Consider the following 12,782-nt stretch of genomic DNA (forward strand, 5'->3'; position numbering starts at 1 on the left):
CAAAATAAATTAATACTCGGTAGCACCAATATCAAACGCTGCCCCCGAAGGACGAGCAGTACCGTAATAATCAGATTTTACGCCGTAAGATAAAACGTTGGCTCCTTTGTTAATAAGTGGCGATGATGCTTGCAGATGAAAATTATCCCCTCCGTAATTTACAAACTTGCAGGTATTTACATCTGTGCTTACATAGTTATTTGAAGCGGTAAGTTTAACACCGGTGCTTTTTCTGATTATTGATTGTACCGATGCAGACTGGATCATTACGTTATTAATAACGGTATTCATCGGGATGGTTTCAGAGTTTAGCTTTATTCCCCCCAATACCGAACCAATGATGGTATTGTTGATAAACTGAAAATTCTTTCCGGGCGTATACCTCGAATCGGCAAAAATGCCGTATGATTTTGAATTGATAATGTAATTATTGAACACCAAATTGTCACCAAGTCCAAGAACAATAATACCATCGCCGGGGGCATTTTTAACCAGGTTATTATAACACTTACCACCGGTACCTTCCCCTATTTGTATCCCGTTATCCTGGTAAGCAGAGAATGGACTTCTGCCGGGGTTTTTAACTACATTGTTATAAATTTCACAGCCTGAAGTAGCACTTCCAACCTGGATCCCTTCAGAACCGGTTGAATCAACAAGGTTTTTATAAATCTTAGCATTTACCACATCGTGAGGTAAAACGGTACCGCAGGAAGTAGAAACACCATCCTCATAAAATGAATTACCTATATAAAGCCCTTCTCCACCTGTTTTGTGAACATAGTTATCATGAATCAAAACATTTTTCATGACAAATCGTCCCCGCTGAGTTGCAGCATCACATGTTGGATCTGTTTTAGCCATGATGCCTGCAAAACCGCTGTTACGCACTTCAACAGCTGCAATTTCAAAATCAGTACTCAGGTCATCCATGGTCATGCCGATGTTGCCGCCATTTACATCAAACCCGTATTTTATTGTTGATACCCCATTACCAAGTACCTTAAAATACTGGCAATTTTGAGTCTTAAACGCATATGAAGCTGTAGTTTCTGTTGTAAAAGACACCCTGCCGCCCTGGTTAACAATTATAATGGGGGCAGCGGCCGTTCCTTTTAAGTTTTTAAGCAATAAAGAGCCCCTTTTACCTGCCGGGATATATATTTTAGCCCCTGCCGGGATCTTTGTCCCGTCAACCATCCATTCAGTAGTTTTAACTGTATACGTGTAGTTGGTAACTGCTGTTGTTGCCAAACTTTGCTCCGGGTTAACCTGTTCCGGAATAGGAGCTGCAGGTTTTTCAATTTTGTTTACGCTCTTTGAACATCTTGCGAAACCTGATATAACCAGCACACCGGCTATCACACGTATTAAGTAATTGTTTTTTCCCATCTATGAAATTATAAAGCGTTTCTATCTATGTTAAATTAAAAGGTATTTATAGCCAACTTGTCCTCACTGCGCAGAACCAATTGTTATACGTTATACTTTTAATTATTGTTGCCGGTTAGGTTACACCGACAAGTTATAACATCAGGCAGCTCTTTAAAAACACCTTATTACATCCGCTTTAAAGCCCAATTGCGCAGGCTGGTTATAGCTTCATAAAGCACACCGGCTTCTCCCCTGAAATCTCCCGAACCTTTTGGTTCGCCTGTTTTAACATCGTACCATTCAAAGAAACCCTTATTCTTCAGCACGCGGTCAATCATCGGGCTTAGTTCAGTGCAGGCTTCACTTACCATATTATTTTCAATTAACGGAGTTATCATCCTGCCGCCAAACCATGTCCAGTCGCCACCATTTTGGTAGGTGAAGGGCGGCATATTCGGAAATTCTTCAAGAGGATAGGGAGGATAAACTGTAAGGCCAATAGTGGCATACTTTTCACGCGATACGGCTTTCAAAAACTGGTTGTTGATATCGACGATTTCTTTTGGAGTATTCAGACCGGCTTTTATAGCACATATGGTACCGCCAAAATAAAGGATCTGCTTTTCATTAAATAAGGGCGAAAATGGCGAGCCATCAAGGTAGATATGCGGTATATACTTGCCGGCTTTTGCATCCCATAAATGATTGCGGACCCTGATTTTCATTCCAATGGCTATATCTCCCCAATATCGTGATGCTTTGTAACCGGCGGGCCTCATCGCCAAAAAATCATGTATCGCCATTAAAAACATGGCATTATCATAAATATCTATTGCCCATTTTGTTTTATCGTTAATAACCACGCCCCAGCCATGCTGGGTTTGCACATCGCCCCAATCAACTGTGGTGGCGCCGGTAACCAAACCATACTTAACCGACCAGCGATTTTTCAGGATGTAGTTCATCGCATCTTCCATACGCTGCATTACGGTTCGGCCGCCTATGGTATCCGTCAAAATACTTTTGTCGCCGGTGATATCGATATATTTTTTTACTGCCTGGATCAATGACGACTCCTGGTCGGTTTCAACCGTATTTTTATGAATAGCCCAACCGGGTGCCAGCTCAGAATATAAGTACTGATAGCCAACGTGAGCCTGATCGGTATGGATAGCGCCATCAGGTATATTACCATCCTTACCCTGGATTTTAAAAAACAGCAACAGCTTATCTTTTACTTCTTCCTTGCTGCGTGCACGCAATGAACCAGCTATAAAAGTATTAAAATCACGGATCCAGATTTCGCCGTATGACGTGCCTGCGGTAAAACCGGTTAGCAAACGCAGCGCGCGTGCTTCAACAGTATCCAAACGGCTGTCGGTCATGATCTGTCTTGCCAGTTCCTTTTGAGATGCAGGACTTTGGGCCAACAGGATACCGGGAATAGTAAGTGCTATTGAAAAGAGTAACGTTTTTAACAGGTTCATAAAAGGCGGTAAACGGGCAAATTTATAAGTAATTAACTGATTATCATCACAGCCACTTGCGGCTTGTGCCAAAGGATAATCATGAGCACTTATCAAATTAAAACAATTAAACGGCATTTGTACTAACATTTATGCTCCAACGCCCTGAGTTTAAGTAATCGATAAATTAAAATAAGCGATTGTACACTTAATATACCATACAAGCTGTTATATTATACATAGCAAAATATAAACACTTGCTTAAACTATGTAAATACATAATTAAGCTTTTTGTTATCTTTACCGGCACTTATCTCTCATCAAGGTTAGTAAAGCCACTATGAAATTAGCTATCGACCACAAAAGCCCTATCCCCCTGCATATACAGGCCGAACAACTGCTGCGCGAGCTGATCAAAGATCCTGCTTACCAGGCAGGTAAATTACTGCCAAATGAGGTTGAGCTGGCTAAAAAACTGGCCATATCACGCACAACGCTGCGCCAGGCTATCAATAAGCTGGTTTATGAAGAACTGCTGATCCGCAAAAAGGGTTTTGGTACTAAAGTTGCCAACTCCAGGATCAGTTCAAAATCAATGAACTGGCTTAGCTTTTCGCAGGAAATGAAAGCGAGGGGCATTAACGTAAAAAATTACGAATTGCACGTAAGCTGGGTATTCCCGGATGAAAGTACCGCCAGCTTTTTTGATATTGGCACAGATAAAAAAATTGTAAAAATGGAAAGGCTCAGGGGCAGCAGCGATAGTCCCTTTGTTTATTTCATATCTTATTTTCACCCACGGATAGGACTTACCGGTGAGGAAGATTTTAAACGCCCGCTTTACGAAATGTTAGAGGACGAATATTCGACCATAGCCAACCTGTCTAAAGAGGAGATCAGCGCCCTTGAAGCCAATAAATTCATAGCCGGAAAGCTTGAAATTGAAGCCGGCAGCCCTGTATTATTCAGAAAAAGGTTTGTTTATGACCAGGGGGAACGCCCAATGGAATATAACCTTGGTTATTACAAAGCCGAAAGCTTCGTATACACCGTTGAAAGCCGCAGGACTTAAACCTGAATGCCTGTATAACTACTTTGTACCAACAAGTTTTCATTTAATAAAAATGTCATCGAACCAGCAGGCAAGGGAAAAACATGGCATTAGACAACTACTTTTGTTTAAGCAAAATGTTTAATAAGATGTAGTATACGGTAGCATCCGGATGATTTCCCGAACTTAACGACATTGTCATCCTAACGATTTTTTAAATTTAACAGCACTCCCATACTAAGCAAACGAGAGATACGTTAGAGCTGTATTATATTTTATATAAAAACCGTTGCTTTTAAAAATATTGCAATTCGTTGCCAATTATCTATTAACTAATTGCCATTTATAAAAAAATACCAATAAAAGTAAAATTTCCATATTAAGATGACAATAAATGTAGTAATTACACGTATATTTGTTGCACCATGTAAATAGCTGACAGGCAGCGCCACCGGTTCGACCCCGGGTTTACAGCTCTTCTCATAATTTAGGTTTATAATTGGTTAGAACGCATTCCTGCCCATCAGGAGTGCTTCTTTTTTTTATACCCTTTTTGAAAGCTAAACGCAAAAGGCTTAATGCCGAAAGCCATCAGATAACTATCAAATTTTGCTTAATTACCTCTGAGAAGCTGTTTAAAAACGATTAAATGGAACCCACGTCATTGCGAGGTACGAAGCAATCCCTGACTGTACAGGGCGGATTTGCTTAGCGGATCTGCCTCTTGGGGATTGCTTCGTACCTCGCAATGACGGCTTTAATATATTTTCAAACAGCTTCTTAATATCAAAGTGCTTTTTGCGCAACTTGTGCTGAGTTATTACCAGGCTTAGCATCCTGCACACACCGAAACCCAACGTGGTTTGTTGCCGAGCGATATTCGCCCTTACCTCTTGAGCCTACCATGTAGCGTGTACAGTATTGATCAGTACACAAGAACGAGCCGCCTCTTTGAACCTTCTTTTTTTGCCCAGGTTCCTGCGGATCAAAAGAGCTGGATGGGCCACCGGGATTGCGCGCTACAGTATTAGGATTAAAACTATTATAATAATCATTACGGTACCAGTCGGCACACCATTCCCAGGCATTGCCGGCCATATCATATAAGCCATAGGCATTAGCGGGATATTTTTTTACCGGGCCAAGACCAGTTTCTCCATCTTCGGCATTATCATGGTTGGGAAAAGAGCCCTGGAATGTGTTGGCCATCCAATGGCCGTCCTGTTTCAATTGGTTACCCCAGGGATACAACTCACCGGCTTTACCTCCTCTTGCAGCAAATTCCCATTCGGCCTCTGTAGGCAGGCGTTTACCGGCCCATTTGGCATAAGCGGCTGCATCCTCCCAGGCTACCTGTACAACCGGGTAATTTTCTTTGCCTCTTAAATCAGATTCCGGCCCAAGAGGGTGTTTCCAGTCGGCCCCTTTCTGGTACGACCACCATTGCGAAATATCATTTAACTGCACTTGATGATTCGGCGGGGTAAAAACAACAGATCCGGCAACGAGGTCTTCGGCCGGCACGCCCGGAAATTCTTCTGCCGTAGGTTTCTGCTCGGCCACGGTTACATAGCCGGTGGCCTTTACAAATTTGGCAAACTGGGCGTTGGTTACCTCGGTTTTATCCATATAAAAACCATCAACAAATACCCGGTGAACAGGCCTCGCGTCGTCCATAGCTTCCATGCCGCCATCGGTTATGCCGGTTGGGTTAACGCCTCCCATACTAAAAGTACCACCAGGAATCCAGGCCATATCCGTGTTTGTTTTACCTGCCGCTGCTGCGTTAAGCACGTTAATTACAGTAGGCTTAAATGCTTCGCCTCCCTGATGCATATATAAAATACTATCTTCCCTGATCATCCCGTTTTTGGTACAGGAGATGGCAGCTTTAATTTTAAAACCTGCTGTTGAAGCAGCGGCAGGCCTTGAACTTGTACTATCAGAGCTGCTATTATCCTTATTACCCGAACTGCTACAGCTTTGAAAAACAAATGGTGCTAAAAATATAGCAGATATTGTCAGTAACGAAATTCCGGTAATATGTGTAAGCTTAATCTTCATCAAGTTCAAACTTAGTGATCTTTATGCAAAGCTATACGAGGGCATATGTAATATATCGTTTGCATTAAGAAATATCTACATAATTTACCTTCACAGCACTTTTTCATTCGCGGTTATTGCGATATTTTAAATATATATTTCCTATCAGCATAACCAAACTACTTCCTAACCACAGCCAATAGCCAATTCTGTATTTTATAATAGTGGATGTTCCACCAGCTTCGTTTATCATTATCGATTTAAAAAACAAAAATGATAAAGCAAATAAAACGGCTATAGCACTCGCTAAAAAAGATTGGCGAGGTTTTTTAGTAAAATAGCCCCATGACACCCACAAAGCCGGATTAGCTAACCAGGACCAACCAACAGCCGAAGAAAAAAAGCCAAAAAAACCGGATAACAATATGGCTGCACCTTCGCCCTCTTCACCTTCTTCTGCCGTCGTATCGAAACAGGGGAATATCAGCGCAGTTAAAAACAATAAGATGCTTAGATATTTGAAGATTTTTGTAACGTGTATGGTTCTTAACATTTTGTGACCGGTTAGGTGTTTAGCAAAAATTGCAGTTTATTATCCTGCATCTTTATTTCCTGATCGTCATTTGCAATAACAGATTTGATAATGATGCTGGATTGTATCTAATCGCTAAATATAATTAATATCGATGGGCAAGGTGGTACTTATGTCACGTTTTTTATACTTTTATGAACCCTGTTACATCAAAATGCAACAGGCACAAAATGAACCGAAAACGCTTCATATCCTCCTTAGTTACAGCCGGCGCGGCACTATCAACCCCGGGGGTATGGGCATCCGCACTTAAAAGTTCTTATAGTAAAACATATCATAAAATCCCTCCCTATTTAAAAACAGGCGATACTATAGGCATTATCAGTCCATCGGGATATATGAGCTTAACCGCCATAATACCATCTGTACAACTTATACAAAGCTGGGGTTTTAAGGTAGAGATTGGCGACAACACAGGCAAAAAGGATTTTATATACGGCGGAACAGATGAAGAGCGCGTGGCAGACTTACAGCAAATGCTGGATAACCCCAACATCAAAGCTGTTATGTGTGCAAGGGGTGGCTACGGATTAGTAAGGATCATTGATCGGCTCGATTTTAGAAAGTTTAAGAAAAACCCCAAATGGATCATCGGCTTTAGCGATATTACTGCCTTGCATTGCCATATTAACCGCAATTTTGGTATTGCCACCCTGCATTCAAAAATGTGCAACAGTTTCCCGAATGACTGGGCGAAGGCCGATGATATGCAGATAGCCACCATTCAATCCATCAGGCAGGCACTTATGGGCGAAAATATTGATTATTCGTCGCCAGCGGTTGCGCAAAACCGGCAGGGAACAGCCGAAGCTATTTTAACAGGCGGCAACCTGAGTTTGATCACAACGCTTTCGGGCACTCCTTCCGATCTGGATACAGATGGAAAAATCTTATTTGTTGAAGACACCCACGAATATCTCTACAATATCGACCGCATGTTCTGGAACCTGAAGCAAACCGGTAAGCTTTCGCACCTTGCCGGGCTAATTATAGGCGGCTTTCAACTAACGCCGGATATTGAAAGCGAAGAATTTGGCCACACCATTTATGATATCGTTACCGAAAAAGTAAAAGACTATGACTACCCGGTTTGCTTTGATTTTCCGGTGGGACATCAAAAAAATAATTTCGCCCTTAAATGCGGGGTACAGCATGTACTTGAGGTTAGTACAGACGGGAGCACATTAAAAGCGGTTTAAACACAAAGTTTATTCATTGCCGTTGACTTTAGTCAACGGTAAAAGCGGGCGGCGGTTAAGGGGCTTCAGCCCAATTATTCAAGCGGCATTGGGGCTAAAGCCCTTCTACCCTCTTTTAATCATTCCGTTGACTAAAGTCAACGGCAATGATTGAGTTTGATGAATAATAAAACGCTCTCTTGATAACAGAAGCAAACATCACGCTTCTTTATCAGGCAGTCACACTCATAACCAACTTTTTACCGTAAATACGATTAGCTTCCATCAGCCGGTGGGCCTCCTGCGCAGTTTCGACAGTAAGGTTGCCGATAACATTTACAGCAGGTGCATCAATTTTATGGGCTTCAATTAGTTGAGCTAAATGATTGAGCGTATCTCCATACCATGTAAGATTATTTTCAATCGCAAATGCATAGGCCGCAATATTGAGGATATTGGCCCCTTTGTCAAATAAAATTTCGCGGGTGACAACGGTTCCTAAAAAAGTAACATCAACATAGTTTCCGTTCATTCTTAATACATCAGCCGTGGTTTCGGCTATGGTGCCTCCTACAAGGTCAACAGCATAATCAAACCGCTTACCGTGGTTGGCTGCAATAAGCAGATCTTTTAAACCCGGTTGATTATAATTGATGATTTGCCCGGAGCCAAGGCCAAGACTTTGCAATGCGGCTATACTTTCCCCGCTACCTGCTGTAGCTACGATGTTTGAAACGCCATTTGCTTTTAACAATTTTATCAAAAACCTGCCCACGCCGCCTGCAGCGCCATTAATAAAAATGCTGTCAGAAACTTCGGCCTGCATCCTGGTAAAACTATGCCAGGCCGTTAAACCCGACGATGGGATAGCGGCAGCTTCCTCAAAATTGATATGGCGAGGTTTACTGCCAATCATCCGGTAATTTAACGCCATTAATTCGGCATAGCTTCCGTTTGATCCGCGACTACCGGCCAGGGCCATCACCTCATCGCCGGGCTTAACACCAATAACGTCCGTCCCTACCTGCAGCACTACTCCAGAGAGCTCACGCCCTAATATTGGCGAACGCATCAGCCTGCTTTCGCGCAGGCCCAGGCGCATCTGGTAATCAATAGGGTTAAAGGCAGCTGCTTTGATCTGTATCAGTACTTCGTCATTTTTAATTACAGGAGGATCCAGATGGCTTAAACTGAAGTTGGATACATCGCCAAAACCATTCAATTGTATTGCTTTCATAAATGCAGAGCTTTAAATTTGCTTGTGCTCCAAAACTAAATACCCGACACGTAAATAACCCTTACTCCTTTAATTGAGAGCAACTCACAAAAAAGGGAGTACTTAATTATGATCAAGGAAAACTCGTCAAACGCCGTAAACAAAGCATTCCTGTACCGGTCGTGCCGGATAAACGGCGCACTTGATGCCATTTCGGGCCGGTGGAAAGCCCTTATTGTTATTCATATCTCAGAAGGGAACGATCGCTTCAGCTTGCTAAAAACAGCGATGGAAGGTATAACCGACCAAACATTGGGTAAACAACTGAAAGAGTTGGAGGCTTCAGGGCTTATCAGCAAAACCATCATCCCCGCTGTACCTGCGCGGGTTGATTATACGCTAACCCCAAAAGGACAAGCACTGCTGCCAATTTTGGCCAACCTATCCGAATGGAGCGATATGTAAGGTTGTGTTATTTCAGGTTTTCATCAAAGTCAACAAAGAGGTCGGCCTTGTCATTATCATAAATGCCGCCTGCTATAATGCTTTGCCCGGTTGTTCCGGGGTTATTACCATGCCCCAATGGCCATGAGCCTTTTGAATTGGTAACACCGAAACCGGCATATGAAGCTGCCTGCAAGGCAAAATCGGTACAGTTATTTTTTGATAAATGATACTCCAGGCCATCATATTGTTGGGTAAGCTTCAGTATCCTCTTAAAACGGCGCTCGGTTATAAACTTGCCCATCACTTCATCCCATTTGTGCGCCTCATCATTTTTGAAAGTGCCTGAAGTTTCCGGTTCCCATGGCGTAGCTGAAAATATATTGTCTTTTTTTGGATAGAATCCGAATGAAACAGAAACCGTAGTTGAATCGGTATTATACTTGATAAGCGTTATAAAAGTATGCCCGGTATTAGCCCGTACAAATACGGCAGGCTTACCTGGCTTGGGCTGTTTAACATGAAACAGCAAGGCATAGGCAGCCGCTTTTTTGCCATCATTAAAAGTATTGAGGATCCGGTTGTAAGTAATTGATTTACTTTTCTTCTCCTTTTTATCTTTCAATTGCACCGGGCTGTTTACAAATACCGAATCATCATTTGCGTTGATGGTCAACAAGCCGCTGTTTAAATGTAATTGCCGGCCGGCAGTATCTGTATTTAACGAATCCGCAATAGCAGGGGCACCCTCTTTTTTGGATACCATCGCCCTGAAAAAACATTTCATAGCAAGGGGGTACAAATGCAGCTTTGCAAATACATTGGCAAGCTTATAATATGATTTAACCCTGGCCTGGTTATAATTGTCTTCGCCGGTATTACCGGTCGATAACTCTTTTAAATAGCCCAATACTTTTTTGCGGCCTGCGTGGGTATCCAGTTCACTTTCCAGGTCCGTTTCAAAAGCTGCATCGGCTTTATCAATAACAGGTTTGTTTGATACCCCGGTAAGCAATTTGGCCGAATAACTATCATCAATGATGCTATGTGCAGCTGTATCTGGCAGCAGGTTAAGCTTATACCGTACCGATGCCGATAGCTGGGCAGATGCCGGGATTACATACAACATAGAGCCAATGGTTACAAAGGCGCTGAATAAATATTTTATACGATAAGCGGTCATGACCAATTTTTAAACTTGTGATAATTGTGCTACAGATATAATAACGAAAGGGGACGCGGTTACTAATTACCGGCAACAACAATAACCCGGACGGTTATAGTTTAAAAAACGAAAACGGGGCGGATTAGTTTTCATATCAGTACAAACGTAATAACATTTTAAATAGTCTACAAGTTTAGTAGATTATTTTTATTTAAACTTGCATTGCTGATATACTGATAAAAACAATGGATCAATACGCATTAGTTACGGGGGCCGGTAAAGGCATTGGACGGGCAATGGCCATATTGCTGGCGCAAAAAGGATATAACCTGCTACTGGTTTCGCGGTCGGAAAATGATCTCATTGCCGTGTCTACCCAAATAAAAACCGACTATCATGTTAAGGCTGATTATCTTGCGATTGATCTTTCGGTCGCGGGTGCAACCCTCCGGATCTTTGACTGGGCTAAAAGCTTAAATGTACCCATATCGATATTAATAAATAATGCGGGGCACGGTGTGTGGGGAAATTTCGATGAATTGGATCTGGCCCCACAAACCGGCATGATGCAGGTTAACATGAATGCGCTTACCGAACTTTCCTATCATTTTATCCCGCTTTTAAAACTACAACAACAGGCGTTTATCCTCAATGTGTCCAGCACTGCGGCTTACCAGGCTGTACCTACCCTGGCGATTTATGCTGCAACTAAAGCCTTTGTTTTATCATTTAGCCGGGCTTTGAGATATGAGCTTAAGGATGCCAATATTTCGGTAAGCTGCCTTAGCCCCGGCCCTACTGACACTGGTTTTGCACACAGTGCCGGGATGGATGCCCTGGCCGAACTCGCTGCAAAATTCAATATGAAGCCCGGGGAGGTTGCGACAATGGGTATAAAAGGCATGTTCAATAAAAAAGCCGAAATAGTACCCGGATTTTTAAACAAGCTCTCGGCTGTAGCAGCAACGCATGGCCCTAAGAGCCTGATTGAAAGGGTAACTGCCGGACTTTACAAGCACTAAAAAATATTTTCATAAATATTTGGAGTGATTAACAATTTGTTTACATTTGCATAGTCTACTAAAAAGATAGATTTAATATACATTGAACAATACGCACAACATATTATTTGCATGCCCAATGCGAATGCCCTTGATAACAAGGGCCATGTGCAGCTGTTGTTGTTAATTTCCCTCAAAAAGGACCAGCTCCTTTCCTAAAAACCGCCCCGGCGGCATCAAGCGTTTACAATTTCATTTTCCAGGTACTTTAATATCTTTTCCACCACATGGCAACGTCATATCAAAAATTCACATTAGGCTCAACAATTACGCCCGAACAACAAGCTTTTTTCAATCAGCACGGCTTTATCCATTTCAAAAATTTCATTAAGCCCGAAACTGTTACCGACATTATTAATGCATCAAAACAGGTTGAAAACACCTGGATTAGCAATAAAACTGAAAAGGTGAATGGCGTGCCGATTAAATACGGTAAAGATCTTGACGGCTCGCCTATTGTACAGCGCTTTGCTTTTATTAATCAGCATAATAGCCTGTTAGATGAATTTACCAAAGATCCGCGTTTCCAGGTGTTACTTAACCTGATAGGTGAAGGTTCGCGCCTGGGTACCGACGAAAAGGACGGTATGGTTTTTAACCACTACGTTAACGGCCCCGAAAGCAGTTTTACAAAAATGGGTTGGCATACCGATGGCCTGCGCGATATTTTTCATGGTCAAAAGTTAAACCCGATGCTTAATGTTGGCATCCATTTAAGTACCCTGAAACCGGAGAACGGCGGTTTACGCATCCTGCCGGGTACACATAAACAAAACCTTTACCAGATGCTTTTCCGTAAAAAGTATTTCCTTGATCATGATACCGACGAAAATGAAGTAGCTATTATCCCAACTGCCGGCGACCTGACCATACATGATGGCCGCTTATGGCACCGCGTAGCCCAATCAACCGTTATTGGTGAGGAAAGCCGCCGCAGGGTAATATACATCCCCATTATTGCCGGTAAATACGAGCCCAAACACGCCGACAGCCCAACCGCCTTTTATCAACGTTTTGCAAGTATTGTTAAGTAAAAATTTATGTTAATTGCCTTATTCATCAGCTATCTCATCCGCACAGGGAAAATAGCAGCCCTGAAAAGCTTCTTCACAGAACGAGCACTGGTTAAAGTCCCCGTAAAATAAAAAAACATGTCTTTGCGAGGAGCCGCATGGGTAAAGAGCATCTGGGG

At 42.4% G+C, this 12,782-nt stretch carries 11 protein-coding genes; 5 read left to right on the plus strand and 6 right to left on the minus strand.

The genetic code is table 11. The features are described 5' to 3' along the window. Positions 1-9 precede the first annotated feature (9 nt). Complete coding sequence (locus BMX50_RS27865) at positions 10-1,392, minus strand: right-handed parallel beta-helix repeat-containing protein (protein WP_091218395.1); 1,383 nt, start codon at positions 1,390-1,392, stop codon at positions 10-12. A 167-nt stretch (positions 1,393-1,559) separates the two neighbouring features. Beyond that, entirely contained in the window at positions 1,560-2,861 is a 1,302-nt protein-coding gene (locus tag BMX50_RS27870; RefSeq protein WP_091218757.1) for a glucosidase family protein, read from the minus strand. Between the two features lie 319 nt (positions 2,862-3,180). Between BMX50_RS27870 and BMX50_RS27875 the strand changes: the two genes are divergently transcribed. Continuing rightward, positions 3,181-3,912, plus strand: coding sequence for a GntR family transcriptional regulator (locus tag BMX50_RS27875; RefSeq protein WP_091218397.1), 732 nt, complete (start codon positions 3,181-3,183; stop codon positions 3,910-3,912). Positions 3,913-4,677: 765 nt separating this feature from the next. Here the strand turns inward: BMX50_RS27875 and BMX50_RS27880 are convergent. Then, positions 4,678-5,955, minus strand: a complete 1,278-nt coding sequence (locus BMX50_RS27880; protein ID WP_244281120.1) for a formylglycine-generating enzyme family protein — start codon at positions 5,953-5,955, stop codon at positions 4,678-4,680. 103 nt (positions 5,956-6,058) lie between these two features. Then, positions 6,059-6,487 carry a hypothetical protein gene (locus BMX50_RS27885; RefSeq protein WP_091218400.1) on the minus strand — a complete coding sequence of 143 codons (429 nt, stop codon included), beginning with the start codon at positions 6,485-6,487 and terminating at the stop codon, positions 6,059-6,061. A gap of 209 nt (positions 6,488-6,696) precedes the next feature. Here BMX50_RS27885 and BMX50_RS27890 point away from each other — a divergent pair, with 209 nt between their 5' ends. Continuing rightward, on the plus strand, positions 6,697-7,725 hold the full coding sequence (locus BMX50_RS27890; protein WP_091218767.1) for a S66 peptidase family protein: 1,029 nt from the start codon (positions 6,697-6,699) through the stop codon (positions 7,723-7,725). A 211-nt stretch (positions 7,726-7,936) separates the two neighbouring features. Here the strand turns inward: BMX50_RS27890 and BMX50_RS27895 are convergent, their stop codons facing one another. Next, complete coding sequence (locus BMX50_RS27895) at positions 7,937-8,941, minus strand: quinone oxidoreductase family protein (RefSeq protein WP_091218403.1); 1,005 nt, start codon at positions 8,939-8,941, stop codon at positions 7,937-7,939. Between the two features lie 108 nt (positions 8,942-9,049). Between BMX50_RS27895 and BMX50_RS27900 the strand changes: the two genes are divergently transcribed. Then, positions 9,050-9,385, plus strand: a complete 336-nt coding sequence (locus BMX50_RS27900; protein WP_091218406.1) for a winged helix-turn-helix transcriptional regulator — start codon at positions 9,050-9,052, stop codon at positions 9,383-9,385. Between the two features lie 7 nt (positions 9,386-9,392). On the opposite strand, the gene BMX50_RS27905 is transcribed toward BMX50_RS27900, so the two are convergent. Further along, the gene (locus BMX50_RS27905) at positions 9,393-10,547 is read right to left on the minus strand and encodes a C97 family peptidase (protein WP_091218409.1); all 1,155 of its coding nucleotides are present in this window, start codon (positions 10,545-10,547) and stop codon (positions 9,393-9,395) included. A 227-nt stretch (positions 10,548-10,774) separates the two neighbouring features. Between BMX50_RS27905 and BMX50_RS27910 the strand changes: the two genes are divergently transcribed. Together BMX50_RS27910 and BMX50_RS27915 are read left to right on the plus strand one after the other, a co-directional pair. Continuing rightward, positions 10,775-11,551, plus strand: a complete 777-nt coding sequence (locus BMX50_RS27910) for an SDR family NAD(P)-dependent oxidoreductase (RefSeq protein WP_091218412.1) — start codon at positions 10,775-10,777, stop codon at positions 11,549-11,551. A gap of 266 nt (positions 11,552-11,817) precedes the next feature. Continuing rightward, positions 11,818-12,624, plus strand: a complete 807-nt coding sequence (locus BMX50_RS27915; RefSeq protein WP_091218415.1) for a phytanoyl-CoA dioxygenase family protein — start codon at positions 11,818-11,820, stop codon at positions 12,622-12,624. Positions 12,625-12,782: the final 158 nt, after the last annotated feature.

The sequence above is a fragment of the Mucilaginibacter gossypiicola genome, from assembly GCF_900110105.1.
GTDB classification, from domain to species: Bacteria; Bacteroidota; Bacteroidia; order Sphingobacteriales; family Sphingobacteriaceae; genus Mucilaginibacter; species Mucilaginibacter gossypiicola.

Bases quoted from the DNA above. Each gene is read 5' to 3' on its own strand.
- BMX50_RS27865 (WP_091218395.1), bottom strand. From the start codon at position 1,392: ATGGGAAAAAACAATTACTTAATACGTGTGATAGCCGGTGTGCTGGTT.
- BMX50_RS27900 (WP_091218406.1), top strand. From the start codon at position 9,050: ATGATCAAGGAAAACTCGTCAAACGCCGTAAACAAAGCATTCCTGTAC.
- BMX50_RS27915 (WP_091218415.1), top strand. From the start codon at position 11,818: ATGGCAACGTCATATCAAAAATTCACATTAGGCTCAACAATTACGCCC.
- BMX50_RS27895 (WP_091218403.1), bottom strand. From the start codon at position 8,941: ATGAAAGCAATACAATTGAATGGTTTTGGCGATGTATCCAACTTCAGT.
- BMX50_RS27875 (WP_091218397.1), top strand. From the start codon at position 3,181: ATGAAATTAGCTATCGACCACAAAAGCCCTATCCCCCTGCATATACAG.
- BMX50_RS27905 (WP_091218409.1), bottom strand. From the start codon at position 10,547: ATGACCGCTTATCGTATAAAATATTTATTCAGCGCCTTTGTAACCATT.
- BMX50_RS27870 (WP_091218757.1), bottom strand. From the start codon at position 2,861: ATGAACCTGTTAAAAACGTTACTCTTTTCAATAGCACTTACTATTCCC.
- BMX50_RS27910 (WP_091218412.1), top strand. From the start codon at position 10,775: ATGGATCAATACGCATTAGTTACGGGGGCCGGTAAAGGCATTGGACGG.
- BMX50_RS27885 (WP_091218400.1), bottom strand. From the start codon at position 6,487: ATGTTAAGAACCATACACGTTACAAAAATCTTCAAATATCTAAGCATC.
- BMX50_RS27880 (WP_244281120.1), bottom strand. From the start codon at position 5,955: ATGAAGATTAAGCTTACACATATTACCGGAATTTCGTTACTGACAATA.
- BMX50_RS27890 (WP_091218767.1), top strand. From the start codon at position 6,697: ATGAACCGAAAACGCTTCATATCCTCCTTAGTTACAGCCGGCGCGGCA.